Origin of the sequence: Aquibium sp. A9E412, assembly GCF_030398335.1 — a bacterium.
In the GTDB taxonomy this organism is placed as follows: domain Bacteria; phylum Pseudomonadota; class Alphaproteobacteria; order Rhizobiales; family Rhizobiaceae; genus A9E412.
Window position 1 is genome coordinate 21,066 of the sequence record NZ_JAOAOP010000034.1, and the last position, 17,824, is coordinate 38,889.

Genomic DNA, 17,824 nt, shown 5'->3' on the forward strand with positions numbered 1-17,824 from the left:
ACGTCTTGCCGCTGCAACACCTGGGGTTCCATGCTGACCGCGCGCACTGAATCGCTGGCCACCGGACAGGTCCCGATGGGCGGGGCCGCCGCGACGCTGCCGCTGTTCCCACCGCGCATCGGCGACTACCGCCATGATGCCGATCCGTCGCTTCCGTGGCCGCTCGAACTCGCCTTCGACTACGGCCGGGTCGAACCGTCTTTGTTCGCACAGCGCGCTGCCGGTCCAAGCTGTGGTCTTGCCGCCTGGGCGCCGCTGATGCCGCCGCTAACGCGTGAAACGAACCTCGGCGAGGGCGAAACCCCGCTGTTCGAGGTTCCGGCTCTGGCCGCGTGGGCCGGCATCGACGGGCCGCTGTTCCTCAAGGACGAGGGGCGCAACCCGACCTGGAGCCACAAGGACCGGCTCAACCGCTGCACGGCGAGTGCCGCACAGCTCGCCGGCGCGCCCGGCGTGATCGTCGCCTCGTCGGGCAACCACGGCGCCTCGGCCAGCGCCTATGCAGCGGCCGCCGGCCTGCCGTGCATCGTTCTGGCCAGCGCCACCGCGCCGCTCGCGATGCAGCGCTTCGTTGCCGCCTACGGCGGAGCGGCGCTCGCCGTTCCGGCCGACCGGCGCTGGGAGCTGATGGCGCGGCTCTGCGATCGGACCGGCTTCCATCCCGTCAGCAACCTGACGCCCGAAGCGCACACCGGCCACCCCTTTGCGATCGAGGGCTACAAGTCGATCGCCTACGAGCTGTTCCGCGATCTCGGTGGCGTCGCGCCCGGCTGCGTCTTCGTGCCGACCGGCTATGGCGAACTGCTCTACGGCGTGTGGAAGGGTTTCGAGGAGCTGCGTGCCCTCGGCCGGATCCCGGGTGTGCCGCGGCTCTTCTCGTGCGAATCGCGGATCTACGGCCCGTTGCATCGCGCCATGCGCGACGGCCGGCCCGTCGCCGCCGTCGGCACGCCCGACGACACCACCCGCGCGCTGTCGATCGCCTCGCCGGTCGGCGGCTTGCGCGGCCGCCGCGCCATCGAGGAGAGCGGCGGCGCGGCGCTCGCCATGAGCGACGCGGAGATCGAGGCGGCGCGTGCGCGGCTCGCCCGCGCCGGACAGTGGGTCGAGTTCTCGGCGGCGGCCGGTCTCGCCGGTCTGCGCCAGCAGGCGGCCCGCGCGCCGCTGCCCGAGGGGCCGGCGGTCTGTCTCGTCACCGCCAGCGGAATGAAGGACGTCGACGGGAAGGGCGAGGCTCTGCCCTCGACCGACGGTTCCTTCGACCATGCCTCGCGGGTGCTCCGCGAGCACTATGACCTGGACATCTGAGGCAATCGGAGTTCGCACACAGCGGAGAAGTACGGGTCAAACGCAACGCCAACCCAGCAAGCCTCCGAACAAGAAACCACAAACGGAGGGGATCAGAAGGAGAATGCAAGTGATGAAACAGTGGATCAGCGCGGCCTTGGTCGCCACCGTCACCGCCGCTGCGGCCGTTCCCGCCCTGGCGCAGGAGGAGGAGCCGATCGTCTGGCGCATGTCGAGCTACGCCGGCGAGACCTGGGGCCTGTGGAAGAACATCGTTGTGCCCTTCACCGAGCGCGTCAACGAACTGGCCGACGGCCGGCTGGTCATCGAGCCCTATCCCGTCGACGTCCTGGCGCCGGCCACCAAGAACTACGAGGCCGTGCTCGACGGCACCGCCGATGCGGCCATGATCACGCCGCTGTACGCCGTCAACGCCGACCCCGCCAACACCTTCTATGCCGGCCATCCCGGCGGCATGGGACCGGAGACGCTGATCCACTGGCTCTACGAGGGCGGTGGCCAGGAGCTGCTGACCGAGTTCAAGCGCGACACGCTCGGCCTGCATTCGCTGGTCGGCGGCGTCGTCGGGACCGAGCTGTGGCATTCGCACAAGCCGATCGAGAGCGTCTCCGACCTGGAAGGCCTCAAGTTCCGCGCCGCGGGAAGCTGGGCTTCCATCCTTGCCGAGGAGTTCAACGCAGCGCCGGTCTTCGTCACGGGCGCCGAGGTCTACCAGATGCTCGATCGCGGCGGCGTCGACATCGCCGAATGGTCCGGCCCGGCGGACAACCAGATCGCCGGACTGCAGAACGCAGCCGAGTACATTCTCGCGCCCGGCCTGCACTTTCCCGCCGGCATCAACGAGTTCATCGTCAAGGCCGAGGCGTGGGACGCGCTGCCCGACGACCTGAAGCAGATCGTCACCTCGGCAGCCAAGCTCGCGGTATTCGAAAGCTACCTGCAGTCAGGCATGGGCGACATCGTTGCCATGCAGGAACTGCGCGCCGGCAACAACAAGTTCGAGGAGCTGCCGGCCGAGGTGACGGAGGCAATCACCGAGGCGGGCCGGAGCTGGGCGGCGGCCAAGGCCGAGGAGCAGACCGAAGCCGGCAACGCATGGATGAAGAAGATCGGCGACAGCTACTTTGCGTTCCAGGACCTCTACGCCGACGGCGCGTCCTACAAGCACGTCGACCGGGACTGATCCGGCAGGGCCGGGGCCGCGCGGCCCCGGCCGCCTCTTTCGCAACGAAGGCGCCGCTATGAAGTTGATCGACAGACTGTCATCGGGCTTCGCGATCCTCTCCGGCCTCATGGTGTTCGCCCTGATCGCCGTGATGATCTTCGAGGTCGTCAGCCGCTACGTCTTCGGCAGCCCGACCCTGTGGGCCGGAGATCTGACCTATATGCTCGGCGGCGCGCTCTTCATGGGCGCTGCGGCCTATTGCCTGAAGCAGGACGGTCACGTCAGCATCGACTTTATCGTCCTGATGCTGCCCGACCGCCTGCGCGCAGGCATCCTGGCGGTACTGCTGCTCGGCCTCGCCCTGCCGACCTTCACGGCGGTCAGCTACGTCGCCGTGCGCGAGGCGTTGCGTGCCTACGAGCGCGGTTCGGTCGACCCGGTCAGCGCCTTCGCTCCGCAGCTCTGGCCGTTCTATTCGGCACTCGCCGCCGGCATGGTGCTGCTCACTGCGCAGACCCTCGTCACCGCGCTTCGTTCCATTCTCGTCGCGGCAGGCCGGCATGGGTGATCCCTTTCTCGCCGGGCTCATGTTCCCGGTTCTGTTCCTTCTCATCCTGCTCGGGCTGCCCGTCGCCTTCAGCCTGATCGTCACGGCTTTCGGCTTCGCGCTGCTTGCCTTCGGCGACCTGGCGCCGGCGCAGCTCTACCGCTTCGTCGACAAGGTGGCCTCGCAGCCCACCTTCGCGGCCATTCCGCTGTTCGTCTTCATGGGCGCCATGCTGGAGCGCTCGGGCATCGCGGCGCGGCTGTTCGAGGCCATGCGCCTGTGGCTCGGCCGGCTGCCCGGCGGCCTGTCGCTCGCCGCCATCTCGATGTGCGCCATCTTCGCCGCTGGCACCGGCATCGTCGGCGCGGTCGAGGTCATGGTCGGCATGATGGCGATTCCGGCCATGCGCAAATACGGCTATTCCAACGACCTGGTGGCGGGCACGATCTGCGCCGGCGGCTCGCTCGGCACCATGATCCCGCCCTCGATCGTCGTCGTCGTCTACGCCACCCAGGGCCAGCTTTCGATCGGCGACCTGTTCGCCGCCGTGATCATTCCGAGCATCCTGATGGTCGCTTGTTTCCTCGGCTATGCGCTGGTGCGCTGCATGCTGCGCCCGCAGGACGGCCCGCCGGTCGCCGCCGAGGAACTGGCGATCCCGCTCGGCGAAAAGCTGTGGGTGACGCTCACCTCGCTGCTGCCCGCGCTCGGCCTGGTGCTCGCCGTGGTCGGCTCGATCATCGCCGGCATCGCCGCGCCCACCGAGGCGGCCGGCGTCGGGGCGCTCGGCACCATCGTCCTCACGCTGCTCTACGGACGGCTGTCGTTCGGTGTGCTGTGGTCGGCGACCCGCGCCACCCTGGTCATCACGGCGATGGTCATGTTCATCGTCGTCGGCGGCACGATGTTCACCAGCATTTTCCAGATCAATGGCGGGCGCGAGCTCATCCAGAACACCATCGTGGCGATGGAGCTGAGCGAGGGTCAGCTCATCCTGGTCATCATCCTCATCATCATGGTGCTCGGCTTCGTGCTCGACTGGATCTCGATCGTGCTGATCTGTGTGCCGATCTACGACCCGCTGCTGCGCGCGGCGGGCATCGATCCGGTGTGGTTCGCCGTGCTCGCCATCATCGCGCTGCAGACCAGCTATCTGACCCCGCCGATGGCGCCGTCGCTGTTCTATCTGCGCTCGATCGCACCGCCCGACATGAGCTATCGCCAGATGGCCGTCGGTGTCATGCCCTTCGTCGGCTGCCAGCTTCTGGTGCTGCTCGTCGTCTACATGGTTCCGGAGACCGCGACATGGATGACGTCGTTCGTTGGGTTCTGAACGCAGAGGTGGGTCAATGAGTCAGGCAAACGACAGGCCGGCGACCGCGACCGGTGTGGGGGCGGCGCTGCCGCGGCGCGAGGACGCGCGCTTCCTGCACGGCCGCGGCCGCTACATAGCCGATCTCGAGCTGCCGCGCATGCTCGACGTCGCCTTCCTGCGCAGTCCGCTCGCCCATGCCGCGATCCGCGGCGTCGAAAAGCCCGAGGGCGCGCAGGACCGCGTGTTCACCGCCGCCGACATGGCCGGCCTCGTCGCCATACGGCCGACAACCAACGTGCCGGGCCATCGCATCGTCGGCACACCGCCGATCGCCGACGAGCGGGTGCGCTTCGTCGGCGAGATCATCGCCGCCTGCGTGGCCGATAGCCGGGCGGCTGCCGAGGACCTGGTCGAACTGGTGATGGCCGATCTCGACGAACTGCCGGTGGTCGCCTCCGTCGACGCCGCGCTTTCGCCCGACGCGCCGCTCGTGCACGAGAGCTGGGGCAGCAACCTGTCGATGGAAACCCGCTTCGAAAGCGGCATCGAGGAGGCGATCGCGGCGGCGAGCGTGCGCGTGACGCGCACCCTTGACATGGCGCGCCAGGCGATGGTGCCGCTCGAGGGCAAGGGCGTGGTGGCGCACTGGGACGCTGTCGTCGGCCAGCTCGTCGTCTATTCCTCCACGCAGTCGCCGCATCTCATCCGCAACGGCCTGTGCCACTGTCTCGGCCTGCAGCAGCGCCAGGTGCGCGTCGTCGCGCCGGATGTCGGCGGCGGCTTCGGCTACAAGGCGATCCTGCATCCCGAGGAGATCATCGTTGCCTGGCTGGCGCTGCGGCTGAAGCGCCCGGTACGCTGGCTCGAGGACCGTTTCGAGCACCTGACGGCCGGCGCCTCGGCGCGCGAGCACCGCTACGAGGTGACCGCCCACGCCGACGCGCACGGCCGCATTCTCGGCATTGACGCCGTGCTGACGACCGACGCCGGTGCCTATTCCATCTGGCCGCACACCAACGGTTTCGACGCCGTGCAGGCGAGCGGCATCCTGACCGGCCCCTACGACATCCGCGGCTATCGCGTGCACACGCGCACGGTGGCGACAAACAAGCCGCCGCTGTCGCCCTATCGCGCGGTGGCGCGGCCGGGCGCCTGCTTCGCCATCGAGACGATCGTCGATGCCGTTGCCCGCGCGGTCGGCCGCGATCCGGCCGACGTGCGGCTCGACAATCTCGTCGGACCCGCGGCGATGCCCTATAAGGCGGTGACCGGCAAGGAATACGACAGCGGCGACTATCCCGCCTGCCTGCGCCGCGCCCGCGAGATGATGCAGGAGGTCGAGGCCGATCCGCTTCCCGACACGGTGATCGGCACCGGCTATGCCATGTACACCGAGCACACCGCCGTCTCGACGGCGACCATCGCCCCGCTCGGCGTTCAGATGATGCCGGGCTTCGAGCATGCCGGCATGCTGATGCAGCCCGACGGCAGCCTGGAAATCCGCGTCGGCGTGCAGTCGCACGGCCAGGGCATGGAGACGACGCTCGCCCAGATCGCCACCGAAGTGCTGGGCATCGATCCCGAACGCGTCACCGTGCGCCACGGCGACACCGCGCTGTCGCCCTATTCGACCGGCACCTATGCCTCGCGCGCCATCGTGATGACCGGCGGTGCCGTCGCCGCCGCCGCAGATGCGCTTGCCGAGCGGCTGAAGCGCGTCGCGGGGCACATGATGCAGTGCGGCGCGGCCGAGGTGCGGCTCGTCGGCGGCGAGCTGCGCGGGCCGACCGGCTCGCTGTCGCTTGAGGAGGCCGCGCATATCTGGCATTTCCGCCCCTTCGACCTGCCCGAGGCGATCCTGCGCGACGGGCTGGAGCTGACCGCCGGCTACCGGCCCGACGGCGACCGCGCGCCGTTCGCCTACGCCGCCCATGCCGCGCGCGTCGCCGTCGATCTCGAGCTCGGCGTCGTCACGCTGCTCGACTATGTCGCGGTCGACGACTGCGGCACCCGCGTCAACCCGACCATCGTCGACGGCCAGGTCCTCGGCGGCGTGGCGCAGGGCATCGGCACCGGGCTTTTTGAGGAGGTGCCGTTCGACGACCAGGGCCAGCCGCTCGCCACCACCTTCGGCGACTATTCCGTGCCGGCGGCGAGCGAGATCCCGATGATCCGCCTCGACCATCGCGAGACCCGCTCGCCCTACACCCGGTTCGGCGTCAAGGGCGTCGGCGAGGGCGGCGCCATCGCGCCGCCGGCCGCCGTGGTCAACGCCATCAACGACGCGCTCGCCGGTATCGGCGCCGAGCTCTGCGCCGTACCGGCCACGCCGCGCCGCGTGCTGGAGGCGATCTTCGCCGCCCGCGACCGGCACGGTGCCGCACAGGAGGACGCGCGATGAAGGCGCCGGCATTCACCTTCCTGCGCCCGGCCTCGCTCGACGAGGCCCTCGCCGCGCTCGCCGCGGGCGAGGGCGAGGCGCGTATTCTGGCCGGCGGCCAGTCGCTGCTGCCGATGCTCAACCTGCGCATGGCCGCCGCCGAGACGCTGATCGACATCGGCGGGCTGACCGAACTCGGCGAGATCGCCGAGGCCGACGGACGCGTGCGAATCGGCGCCCGTGTCACCCATGCCGCGCTCGAGGACGGCGTCGGCGGCGACCGTTGGAACGGCATGCTCGTCTTCGTCGCCCGCGACATCGCCTACCGCGCCGTGCGCAACCGCGGCACCATCGGCGGCAGCCTGTGCCACGCCGATCCGGCGGCCGACTGGCCGGTGGCGATGATGGCGCTTGGCGCCACCATGCAGATCGCCGGGCCGGACGGCCGGCGCGAGCTCGACAGCGAGGCGTTCTCGCTCGACGTCTTCTCCTGCGCGCTGGAGGAGGGCGAGATGCTGACGGCGGTGAGCCTGCCGAGGCTGTCGCCGGCGGCCCGCTGGTCCTACCGCAAGATGCGCAAGAAGGCCGGCGCCTTCGGCGAGGCGATCGCCGCCGTCGTGCACGACCCCGAAAGCGGTCTCGTGCGGGTGGTGGCGGGCAGCAGCCCGCTCGGCGGCCCGGCCCGGCATGCCGACCTCGAGGCGTCCATCGCGGCCGGCGCGCCGGTCGAAGATGCCGCGATACGCCGCTCGCTCGCCGCGCGCGAACCCGATCTCGACCGCTACGAGATGCAGATCCACGCGACCTGTCTGCGCCGCGCCATCACGGAGGTCATGCGATGACGCGCCTTTCCCTGACGGTGAACGGCGAGGCCGTCAGCGTCGACACGGAGCCGCGCGTCAGCCTGGCCGACTTCCTGCGCGACCGGCTGGCGCTCAAGGGCACGCATCTGGGCTGCGAGCACGGCGCCTGCGGCGCCTGCACGGTGCTGCTCGACGGCGTGCCGGTGCGCTCCTGCATCACGCTCGCCGCCTCCTGCGAGGGCGCCGCGGTGACCACGGTCGAGGGCTTCGAGGACGACGCCGTCGTCGCGCGGCTGCGCGCCGCCTTCACCGAGGAGCACGCGCTGCAGTGCGGCTACTGCACGCCCGGCATGCTGGCCACCGCCCGCGACATCGTCATGCGCCACACGACGCCCGACATCGCCGCGATCCGCCACGAGCTGGCCGGCTGCATCTGCCGCTGCACCGGCTATCGCGGCATCGTGCGGGCGGTCGCCCGCGTCATCGCCGAGCGGGCGCCGGTCGGGGCAGCGCCGGACGGCGATTGCGGGCCGGACGCCGAAAGCCCCTGAACAGACTACTCCTGCCCGCTGCCCGGACCCGTTTTCCGGCAGCCGGCCCCAGACGCCAGCGAGAGGACGGAATGGATTTTTCTTTCTGCGCACTGCCGCGCCAGACGTCGGCCGAGGTCATCGAGATGGTGCAGCGCGCCGAGCAGGCGGGCATGCCCATGGTGTGGGTGCCCGACGAGACCTTCATGCGCGATCCATACGTGCTTCTCGGCGCCATCGCGGCGACGACCAGCCGCATCCGGCTCGGCGTCGGCATCGCCAATCCCTACACGCGCCATCCGATCCAGATCGCCCGCGCCGTGGCCACGGTCGCCGACCTGGCCGCCGGCCGCGTGGTGCTGGGCATCGGTGCCGGGCTGAAGCCGACGCGCAAGGCGATGGGCGCACCCGACGGCGATTTCACCGAGACGACGCGCGACGCCATCCTGGCCATGAAGGCGGTGCTTGCCGGCGAGCGCCATACGGTGGCCAACGACGTCTTCCGCTTCGACGACGCGCATATGGAGTTCAGGCCGAAGAATCCGGTCGACATCTATGTCGCCACCACCCATCCGCGTGCCTTCCGCATGGCCGGCGAGGTGGCCGACGGCGTCATCGTCGGCAATGTCGGCCGGCCCGAAGGGCTTGCGGCCGTCACCGGCTGGATCCGGGAGGCCGCCGCCGGCGCCGGACGAGCGCCCGACGCGGTCAAGATCGTCGCCTGGAACTTCGCCCTTTGCGGCGACGACAAGGCGCTGCTCTACGACACCATCCGCCTCATCACCGCGCGCACCATCGCCAATTCGCACAGCAAGGTGACCGGCATGCTCGGCATCGACAAGGCGCAGGTCGACACGATCCGCGCGGTGATGCGCGGGGGAACCGCCGCCGTCGACCGCGACCTCATCCCCGACGACTATATCGACCGCCTGGCGGTGGTCGGTTCGGTCGAGGAATGCCGCGCGCGCATCGAGAGCCTGGGCGCGGCCGGCGCCGACATCTTCGGCATGCGGCCGAGTCTCGAGGTGCTCGAGCGGCTCGACTACGAGGGCATGGCGCACCAGCTCCTGGCGGCGCTGCGCTAAAGCGGTTGCAGGCGGCTTGCCGTCCGCAAACGTGCGGGGGAGAAAGCGTTTGCAGGCGAAGCGGGAACCGGTTCACGGTCCGCAGACCCGCCGGGACAAGGCGTTGCGACCGCTCTGCCGCCCGGCCGGCCGCCGCTCGCCCTACCGGCTGACGACCACGCCGCGGCGCAGATGGGTGCCGCGTTCCAGCGCGTCGACGATGAAGGCGGCGACGTCGGAGCGCGCGATCATGCCGCCGTGCCAGCGCTCCGGCTCGGCGAAGACGCGGTAGCGGCCGCTGCCGGCATAGTCGGCCAGCAGCGTCGGCCGCACGATCGTCCAGTCGCGGTCGCTCGCCTCGATCAGCCGCTCCTGGCGGTCCTTGTCGGCATAGGCGCCGCCGAGCAGCAGGCGCTGGCCGAGCCGCTCGGGCAGGCTGAGCGCGCGGCTGCTGGCGCCGGCGCCGAAGCCGGTGACGGCGACCAGCCGCATGACGCCGGCCGCGCGCATGGCCGAAAGCAGCACCGCCGTCGCCTCGGAAAAAAGCCGCACCTCGTGCATGAGGGTGCCGCGGCCGGTGCCGACGCCGAGCGTCTGGACGACGGCGTCGATGCCGGTGAGCGCGCCGGCGACGGCCGCCGGGTCGCGGGCGTCGCCGGCGACCGGCTCGAGCCCGGCGATGCCCGGGGGAAGCCGCCCGGCGCCGCGCGCCATGGCCCGCACCGCGTGGCCGCGCGCCAGGGCGGCATCGACCGTGTGACGGCCGATGCCGGAGGATGCGCCGATCACCAGGATGTTCATGCGCGCCGCCTCGCTGCCGTGCCGTCTCCGTCCGCATGACCGCGATCTAGAGCGTTCCAGGCGACGTGGGAACCGGTGCGCGGTCGGGAAACGCGGTCGGACGGAGCGTTCCGGACGACGGGGAAACCGGTTCGCCGCCCGCAAACGCGCTCAGATCGAGCGTCGCGGGCGGTGCGGGAACCGGTTCGCCGTTTGCCGAACGGGGCATGCGCGCCCGGCGGCGTGCCGGCCGGGACCTCAGCCGCGGCGCGCGGTGTCGATCGCCTCAACCAGCGTCCTGCGGTCGAGCGCCCCGTTGTAGATCCGCGTGCCGATGACGAAGGCCGGCGTGCCGCGGAAGCCGAAGGCGTTGGCCTGGTCCATGTTGCGGGCCAGGATGCCGTCGATGCGGGCCATGTCCCGCTGCGAGGCGGCGGCGAGCGCGGCCGGGTCGAAGCCGGCGTCGGCCAGGGTGGCGTCGACGTCCTCGCGGCTGAGCCGGCCCGGCGTCGCCATCAGCGCGTTGAGGCCCTCCGCGTAGCGGTCGCCGGCCGCAAGCACGAGACCGGCGGCATGGACGGAGGGGCCGCCGAAGATCGGCCAGTCCTTCATCACCAGGCGCACATTGCCGTCCGCCCGCACCACGTCGAGCAGATCGTCGTGGCCGCGCTTGCAGTAGGGGCACTGGTAGTCGAAATATTCCGACACGGTGACGTCGCCGTCGCGGTTGCCGAGCACCGGGATCTCCGGGTCGAAATGGACATCCTCGACCGTCGGGCCGGTCGGTGCGCCCTGGGCCCGCGCCATGGCGGGCAGGGCGGTCGCCGCGGTGGCGGCGAGCGCGGCCTGCAGCAGGTCTCGTCTGGTCGTCGTCATGTCAGCTCCTCTGGTTCCTCAGGGTTGGTCGTCCAGCAGCGCGGCGATGCGCGCCTGCAGCACCTCGCGCGAGATCTCGCCGAGATGGGCGTGCTGAAGGGTGCCGTCGGCGGCGATGAACAGGGTGGTCGGCAGGCCGGGCGCGCCGTAGTGGCGGGCCAGGTCGCGGAACTGGTCGAGCAGCACGAGTTCGAGCGACAGGCCGACATCGGCCAGGTAGGCGTCGATCCGCTGCGGGTCTTCTCCCTGATTGGCGAAGACGAAGTCGAGGCCGTCGGTGGTCGCCGCCACGTCGGCCATCATCGGCATCTCGCGGCGGCAGGGCGGGCACCAGGTGGCCCACAGATTGACCACCCTGGGCGTGCCCGACGGCGCATCGAGCGGATAGGTGCCGCCGTCCAGCATCGCGAAGGTCATCGCCGGCAGGGCGACGTTCTGCGAACTCGTGGTGAGCTGCAGGGTGGTGTTCCAGACGACCACGGCGAGCGCCAGCGGCAGCAGGGCCCACAGGCGCAGCCGCCCGGTCCGCAGCACCAGAACGACGCTCGCCGCCACGGCGACGGCCGCGCTCGGCCAGTGGAAGCCGCCCTGCCACAGCGCGACGACGCGCCACGGCTCCTGCATGAAGCTCGACCAGTTGACGAGCACGTGGCCGAGCCGCGCCGCGGCGATGCCGCCGAGCAGCACCCACCACGACCAGCCGGCGAAGCGCGCGTCGACGCGCCGGGCGAGCATGCCGGCGACCAGCACGAAGACCAGCATGCCGAGAACGACGGCGAACCGGTCGGCCGCAAGAACGAGCGGCCCGAGGGAGACGGCGTTCATCTCAGAACGCCGCCAGACGGCCGGCCGAGCGCGTCAGGCTCTCCACCGTGACGTTGCCGACCAGCCGGGTGTCGGCGACCTCGCGCGCGTCGCCGTCGAAGAACAGCATGGTCGGCGGCCCGGCGACGCCGAGCTGGTCCATGAGGGCGGCGCTGTCGCCGTCGTAGTCGGTCAGGTCCGCCTTGACGAGCTGGAAGCCGGCGAGCTGCCGGCGCACGGCGTCGTGCGGCAGAACCGAGCGCTCGATCACCCGGCACGTCACGCACCACTCGGCCGTGACGTAGACCAGCGTCGGCCGGCCGTCGGCCGACGCCAGCCGGGCGCGCAGCTCGGGCGCCGTGCCGACGGTGGCGAAGTCGAGCGCGCGCTCGGCGGCGGCCGGCGCGCCGCGCCCGGCCAGCGCGGCCAGCGGCCGCAGCGGGTCGGTGCCGCCCGAGCTGGCGCCGATCATGAGCAGCGCGCCGTAGATCATCGCCGCCGCGCCCAGCGCCCGGCCGGTCGCCAGGCCGGTGCTGCCGGGCCAGCGGGCCGTGAAGGCGAAGCTGGCGACGAAGATCAGCAGCACGCCCCACAGCGCCAGCTCGAGGCCGGCCGGCAGCAGCGGTGCCGCCGTCCAGATCGCCGTCGCCAGAAAGCCGAAGCCGAACAGCCGCTTGACGCCGTCCATCCAGGCGCCGGCGCGCGGCAGGTAGCTGCCGCCGAGCGTGCCCATGACGATCAGCGGCAGGCCCTTGCCGACGCCGAGGCCGAACAGCGCGGCGGCGCCGAGAACGACGTCGCCGGTTTGCGCGATGTAGAGCAGCGCGCCGGCGAGCGGCACCGTGACGCAGGGCCCCACGATCAGCGCCGAGGAGAAGCCGAGCAGCGCGGCCGAGCGCTTCGAGCCGCCGCGGCCGCCCGTGCGCGCGGTGATCCAGCGCGTCCAGGCCGCCGGCAGTTGCAGCTCGTAGAGGCCGAACATCGACAGCGCGAGCGCCACGAAGACGGCGGCCAGCACGCCGAGGGTGTAGGGCGACTGCAGCATCATCTGCAGGTTCTGGCCCGACCAGCCGGCCGCCGCGCCGAGCAGCGCGAAGGCGGCGGCCAGCGCCAGCACGTAGATGCCCGACAGCACGAAGCCGCGCCGCGCGGTCAGGCCGTCGCCCTCGCGCGCCAGCGCCCCGGCCAGGATCGGGTACATCGGGAAGACGCAGGGCGTGAAGGCCAGAAGCAGGCCGAAGAGCGGAAACATGGCCAGCACGAGAAGCCCGCCGCCGTCGCCCAGCAGCGACTGCACGAGCCCGCCGTCGTCGGCCAGCCGGAAGCCGGCGCTTTCGCCGGCGGCCGGCGCAGGGTCGACAGGCGCGATATCGTCGGGGGCCGCATTGATGGGGGCCGCATCCGCGGGGGCCGTGTCGAGCGGCGCCGCATCGGCCGGTCCGGTCTGCCATTGCGCCGACGACATTGCCGGCGGCGCCGTCTCCGACACCGCCAGGCTGACCGGATCGATGCGGCGGGTGTCCGGCGCGTAGCAGATGCCGCCGTCCTGGCATCCCTGATAGACGACCTCGATCGGCCCGCCGCCCGGCGTGGCCAGCACCGCCTCGGCGGCGCCGTAATAGACCTCGGTGCGGCCGAAGGTCGGGTCGTCCTTGACGGTGCCGGGCGCCGTCTCGACGTCGAGCGGCGCGCCGTCGGGACCGCGCGCGGCGATGCGGTCGCGGTAGAGATAGTAGCCCTCGGCGATGCGCCATCGCAGCGTCAGCGACTGGTCGGGCCCGCGCGTCACCGTCAGCGCGAAGGCGCGGTCCGCCGCCAGCGGCTCTGCCGCCGCGGCGGCGGCCAGCGCCGCCAGCAGGCCCAGCATCGCGATTGCAGCTCTGATCATCGCCGATCTCTCCGTCGATAGCCCGTCGCCGTGGCGCCTGACCGGCGCAGCTTAAGGCAGCCTTAAGGTTGGCGCGTTTTCGGGGCGACGACCGGAACCGAGAGGGTTTGAGACATGCGCGACTTCGACATCATTGCGGCCGCGGCCGGCGGCGGCGAAAGGCGATCCGGGCGGGGCGGGATCGGCCGGCGGGCGTTTCTCGTCGGGCTGAGCGCGGCCGCCGTCTCGGGCTGCGTCGCGGTGCCGCAGCGCACGCCGGCGGCGAAGCTGCAGCCGGCGCCGGCGCCTGCGCCGGTGGTGCCGCCGATGTATTATGCCCGGCCGGAGGAGCGTTTTCCCGTTCCCGAGGTCGACATCGCCCGGCTCGACCGCCGCTTCTGGCGCACCGAGGTCGCCTATCCCGGCAAGGAGAAGCCCGGCACCCTGATCGTCGACACCCCGGCCAAGTATCTCTACCACGTGCGACCCGGCGGCCGCGCCATGCGCTACGGCATCGGCGTCGGCCGTGAGGGCTTCGCCTGGGCCGGCCGGGCGATCGTCGCCTACAAGCGCAAGTGGCCGCGCTGGACGCCGCCCGATTCGATGGTGGCGCGCCAGCCGGAGCTCGAGCCCTACAGCATCGCCAATGGCGGCATGGACCCCGGGCCGAGGAATCCGCTGGGCTCGCGCGCGCTTTACATCCACAAGGACGGCAAGGACACGCTCTACCGCCTGCACGGCACGCCGGAGGCGTGGAGCATCGGCAAGGCGGTGTCGTCGGGCTGCATCCGGCTGATCAACCAGGACGTCATGCATCTGCACGACACGGTGCGCGACGGCAGCCCGATCGTCGTCATTCCCGATCCCGCAATGGAGGCGTTGCTGGCCGTGTGACGATGGCGCAAGAAGGACCGGACGGCGCGCCGCGGCGCGCTGCGCCCCGCGATGGAGACTGAGGCATGCGCATTCTCGTGGTCGAGGACGATCCGATGCTGCTCGACGGCCTGTCGGTCGGCCTCGGGCTGGCCGGCTTCACCGTCGATGCGGTGCAGACCTGCGAGGACGCCTCGAGCGCGCTGGCGGCACAGGACTACGACGCGGTGGTGCTCGACCTGATGCTGCCGGACGGTTCGGGCCTCGACGTTCTGGCCGCGCTGCGGCGGCGCAAGGACGCCACGCCCGTGGTGCTTCTGACGGCGCGCGACCAGGTCGCCGACCGCATCACCGGGCTGGACGCGGGCGCCGACGATTATGTCGGCAAGCCGTTCGATCTCGACGAGCTGGCCGCGCGGGTGCGCGCCGCCGCGCGCCGCGGCCTCGGCCGCGCCGACACCGTTCTGGAGTGGCGCGGCGTGACGCTCGACCCGGCCCGCCAGACGGCGAGCCGCGACGGCAGGGGGGTGCCGCTGACGCGCCGCGAGTTCGGCGTTCTTCGCGCCCTCATGGAGCGTCCCGGAACGACGGTCTCGCGCGCGGTGCTGGAGGAGATGCTCTACGGCTGGCAGGAGGAGGTGGAAAGCAACGCCGTCGAGGTCCACATCCACCATCTGCGCGGCAAGCTCGGCGCCGGCTTCATCAAGACCGTGCGTGGCCTCGGCTACCGCCTTGCCGAGGAAAGCCCGTGAGCTCGATCCGGACCAGGCTGTTCGCCGTCCTCGTCGCCTCGACCGGGCTCGTTTGGCTGCTGGCGACGCTGTGGATCTACGTCGACACCGAGGCCGAGCTCGAGCGCGTCCTGGATGCGCGGCTGACCGAGGCCGCGCGCATGGTCAGGTCGCTGCTGGCCGAGGGCCGCGTCGAGCTGGCGCTCGGCGGCGACGCGGCGGCGGCGGCCGTCGCGCCGGCGCCTGCCGGCGACCGGCCCTACGACCGGCAGCTCTCGTGCCAGATCTGGTCGCTCGACGGCCGGCTCGTCGGGCGCTCCGAGGATGCGCCGCGCGACCGCCTGACGGATGCGCGCAGCGGCTTCTCCGAGACCGTGATCGACGGCGAGACATGGCGCGTCTACACCATCGAGGATGCCGAGCTCGGCGTGCGCGTCATGGTCGGCGACAATGTGCGCGTCCGCGACCGCCTCGTCGGCGGCGTCATCACGGGGCTGGCGCTGCCGGCCGGCCTCATCGTGCCGTTCCTCGCCGCCGTCATCTGGTTCAGCCTGCGCCGCGGCATGGCGCCGCTCAACGGCATGGCCCGCATGCTGTCGTCGCGCGCCGCCTCCGACCTGCGGCCGCTGCCCGACGAGAACCTGCCGCGCGAGATCGCCCCGGCCGTGCACGCGCTCAACGGCCTGTTCCGCCGCGTCGAGGCGGCGCGCGAGCGCGAGAAGAGCTTCACCGCCTTCGCCGCGCACGAGCTGAAGACGCCGCTCGCCGGCCTCAAGACGCAGGCGCAGATCGCGCTCGCCAGCGGCGACGGCGCCGTCCACGCCAACGCGCTCCGGCAGATCTCGGCCGGCGTCGACCGCGTCTCGCGGCTGGTCGCCCAGCTTCTCGACCTCGCCGCCATCGAGGCGGGCGACCGCGCGCCGGCGCTGACGCGTGCCCCGGTGCGCCCGCTCGTCGCGCGTGTCGTGGCGGAGATGCCGCCGGCACGCGACCGCGCGATCGTGCTGGCCGGCGCGGAAGACGCGGCCGGGCCCGTCGCCCGCTTCGAGCCGGCGCTTTTGACGCTCGCCCTGCGCAATCTGATCGAGAACGCGGTCAATCACGCGCCCGAGGGCGGCACGGTGGTGGTCCGCGTCGAGGCAGAGGCCGGGCGGGCGCGCATCGTCGTCGAGGACGACGGCCCCGGCATCCCGCCGGCCGAGCTGCCGCACGTCACCGAGCGCTTCTTCCGCGGCCGCGGCAAGAGCGCCACCGGCAGCGGCCTCGGGCTGTCCATCGCACAGGAGGCGATGGACCAGACGGGCGGCGCGCTGTCGCTCGCCAACCGCGCGGCCGGCGGCCTCGCCGCGACGCTGACGCTTGCCCGGCAGGAGGAGGAGCGATGATCTCCAGACGCGGCTTGCTGGCCGTCTCGGCCACCGCGCTGGCCGGCGCCGCGCCGGCGCGCGCGCTGCCGGCCCTGTCCGAGGTGCTGTTCGACCCGCGCCAGCCGGTTCTCGGCAATCCCGAGGGCGACGTGACGATCGCCGAGTTCTTCGACTATGCATGCCCGTCCTGCCGGGCGCTTCACCCGCATCTCAAGCGCATCGTGGCCGAGGACGGCGACATCCGCCTGGTGATGAAGGACTGGCCGATCAACGGCGACACGGTGCTCTATGCCGCGCGCATGGTGCTCGCCGCCGACGCCCTCGGCGACTACGCGCCGGCGCTCGACGCGGTGATGACGATGGGCCCGCCGCTGCGGCTCGGCCGCATCGACGACGCCATGCGCGCCCGCGGGATCGATGTCGGCCGGGTGCGCGACGCGCTCGACGCGCGGCTGGCCGGGATCGACGCCCTGCTGGCCCGCAACGCCGCGCAGGCGCGCGCGCTCGGCCTGCCCGGCACGCCGGGCTTCGTCGTCGGCGCGCGGCTCTACCGCGCCGCGCTCGACGCCGACGCCATCCGCCGCGCCGTCCAAGCCGCCCGCGCCGGCCGGGCGGGGTGAGGCAGGGCGGCGGCCGGCTCGCAAGCAGCCGGCAAAACGCCAAACCCCGGCGAGACTTCGGGCCTGGGGCAGGTGCACCGGCCGAGACGCGGATGCAGCCGCAGCGTCCGGATGTTTGTTCGTTCTTTCGGGATGAACTGGCTGGGGAACCTGGATTCGAACCAGGACCGACGGAGTCAGAGTCCGCTGTTCTACCGTTAAACTATTCCCCAATGGCCCACTTGGAACCACGTGTGATGCGGCCGGCTTGCCGGCGGCACCGTGATGCGGGCGACCTTGCCGACCGCGTCGGCGCGCCTTTTAGCACATCGCGCGGACCGATCAAGCGTTAGCTTCGCGCCCGCTGTGCGGACCGACCGCCATGTTGGCGGCATGGCGTCACGCCGCCGCAGCCGGCCACGCGGCCGCGTTTGCCGCATCGCCGCGAGCCCCCGGCAAGATAGGTGGCGCGGCGCGCGCTGCAAGAGGAACGCATGACGGCATCCGCCGGCGGCGCCGAGGCGACCGGCGCGCCGCACGCGCCCCTTGGTGATCGCGCGTGCGGCTGCTACATTCCACGCAACGCAAGACGAGAGCGCCTGCAGCGACCGGCATGGGACCGCGCGGCGCGAAAGGACCAGACGTGGACGACCACGACAGGGGCGCGCGCGCGCCCGTCGCGGGCGCCACCGGCAACGGCACCGCGCCGACCGAGGGCGCAAGCGACAGGGCGGGCGCGCCGGCATCCGCCGCCCCGCCGCCGCACGGCACCGGCCATGACGGCCAGCCGCGCCGGCGCAAGCGGCGCAAGCGCA

Annotated in this window: 15 protein-coding genes, 1 tRNA gene and 1 pseudogene; 12 read left to right on the forward strand and 5 right to left on the reverse strand. The window is 71.8% G+C overall.

All coding sequences use genetic code 11. The features are described 5' to 3' along the window. The first annotated feature begins 75 nt into the window (after positions 1–75). From N1F89_RS12895 to N1F89_RS12930, 8 genes and pseudogenes are all read left to right on the forward strand, one after another. Positions 76–1,308: a pyridoxal-phosphate dependent enzyme gene (locus N1F89_RS12895; RefSeq protein ID WP_290084529.1), complete on the forward strand. Its 1,233-nt coding sequence runs from the start codon at positions 76–78 to the stop codon at positions 1,306–1,308. Between the two features lie 112 nt (positions 1,309–1,420). Then, entirely contained in the window at positions 1,421–2,491 is a 1,071-nt protein-coding gene (locus tag N1F89_RS12900; protein WP_290084530.1) for a C4-dicarboxylate ABC transporter substrate-binding protein, read from the forward strand. A 58-nt stretch (positions 2,492–2,549) separates the two neighbouring features. After that, positions 2,550–3,041, forward strand: coding sequence for a TRAP transporter small permease subunit (locus tag N1F89_RS12905; RefSeq protein WP_290084531.1), 492 nt, complete (start codon positions 2,550–2,552; stop codon positions 3,039–3,041). Further along, positions 3,034–4,353 carry a TRAP transporter large permease subunit gene (locus N1F89_RS12910; protein WP_290084532.1) on the forward strand — a complete coding sequence of 440 codons (1,320 nt, stop codon included), beginning with the start codon at positions 3,034–3,036 and terminating at the stop codon, positions 4,351–4,353. The genes N1F89_RS12905 and N1F89_RS12910 overlap by 8 nt, the downstream gene beginning before the upstream one ends. 16 nt (positions 4,354–4,369) lie before the next feature. After that, the gene (locus N1F89_RS12915; protein ID WP_290084535.1) at positions 4,370–6,736 is read left to right on the forward strand and encodes a xanthine dehydrogenase family protein molybdopterin-binding subunit; all 2,367 of its coding nucleotides are present in this window, start codon (positions 4,370–4,372) and stop codon (positions 6,734–6,736) included. Continuing rightward, positions 6,733–7,557, forward strand: coding sequence for an FAD binding domain-containing protein (locus N1F89_RS12920; protein ID WP_290084536.1), 825 nt, complete (start codon positions 6,733–6,735; stop codon positions 7,555–7,557). The genes N1F89_RS12915 and N1F89_RS12920 overlap by 4 nt, the downstream gene beginning before the upstream one ends. Continuing rightward, positions 7,554–8,012: pseudogene (locus tag N1F89_RS12925) on the forward strand ((2Fe-2S)-binding protein); the annotation flags it as partial. The gene N1F89_RS12920 and the pseudogene N1F89_RS12925, both read left to right, overlap by 4 nt. A 128-nt stretch (positions 8,013–8,140) precedes the next feature. After that, positions 8,141–9,133 carry an LLM class flavin-dependent oxidoreductase gene (locus N1F89_RS12930; RefSeq protein ID WP_290084537.1) on the forward strand — a complete coding sequence of 331 codons (993 nt, stop codon included), beginning with the start codon at positions 8,141–8,143 and terminating at the stop codon, positions 9,131–9,133. 141 nt (positions 9,134–9,274) lie between these two features. Here N1F89_RS12930 and N1F89_RS12935 read toward each other — a convergent pair whose 3' ends face one another. The 4 genes from N1F89_RS12935 to dsbD all read right to left on the reverse strand — a co-directional run bounded on the left by N1F89_RS12935 (position 9,275) and on the right by dsbD (position 13,460). Then, on the reverse strand, positions 9,275–9,913 hold the full coding sequence (locus N1F89_RS12935) for an NAD(P)H-binding protein (protein ID WP_290084538.1): 639 nt from the start codon (positions 9,911–9,913) through the stop codon (positions 9,275–9,277). Positions 9,914–10,150: 237 nt separating this feature from the next. Beyond that, entirely contained in the window at positions 10,151–10,699 is a 549-nt protein-coding gene (locus N1F89_RS12940) for a DsbA family protein (protein WP_290084549.1), read from the reverse strand. 87 nt (positions 10,700–10,786) lie between these two features. Continuing rightward, a complete protein-coding gene (locus tag N1F89_RS12945; RefSeq protein WP_290084539.1) occupies positions 10,787–11,593 on the reverse strand; it encodes a TlpA disulfide reductase family protein in 807 nt (268 codons plus the stop codon). A gap of 1 nt (position 11,594) precedes the next feature. Further along, positions 11,595–13,460 (reverse strand): protein-disulfide reductase DsbD, encoded by a 1,866-nt coding sequence (dsbD, locus tag N1F89_RS12950; RefSeq protein ID WP_290084540.1) that lies wholly within the window; start codon positions 13,458–13,460, stop codon positions 11,595–11,597. A 114-nt stretch (positions 13,461–13,574) separates the two neighbouring features. Here dsbD and N1F89_RS12955 point away from each other — a divergent pair, with 114 nt between their 5' ends. From N1F89_RS12955 to N1F89_RS12970, 4 genes are all read left to right on the forward strand, one after another. Then, positions 13,575–14,333, forward strand: coding sequence for a L,D-transpeptidase (locus N1F89_RS12955; RefSeq protein ID WP_290084542.1), 759 nt, complete (start codon positions 13,575–13,577; stop codon positions 14,331–14,333). Positions 14,334–14,398: 65 nt separating this feature from the next. Then, positions 14,399–15,064 (forward strand): response regulator transcription factor, encoded by a 666-nt coding sequence (locus tag N1F89_RS12960; RefSeq protein WP_290084544.1) that lies wholly within the window; start codon positions 14,399–14,401, stop codon positions 15,062–15,064. Next, on the forward strand, positions 15,061–16,428 hold the full coding sequence (locus N1F89_RS12965; protein WP_290084545.1) for an ATP-binding protein: 1,368 nt from the start codon (positions 15,061–15,063) through the stop codon (positions 16,426–16,428). Before N1F89_RS12960 ends, N1F89_RS12965 begins: the two co-directional genes overlap by 4 nt. Then, positions 16,425–17,030, forward strand: coding sequence for a DsbA family protein (locus N1F89_RS12970; RefSeq protein WP_290084548.1), 606 nt, complete (start codon positions 16,425–16,427; stop codon positions 17,028–17,030). The genes N1F89_RS12965 and N1F89_RS12970 overlap by 4 nt, the downstream gene beginning before the upstream one ends. Positions 17,031–17,168: 138 nt before the next feature. Here N1F89_RS12970 and N1F89_RS12975 read toward each other — a convergent pair. Continuing rightward, a tRNA-Gln gene (locus tag N1F89_RS12975) sits at positions 17,169–17,242 on the reverse strand. Positions 17,243–17,824: the final 582 nt, after the last annotated feature.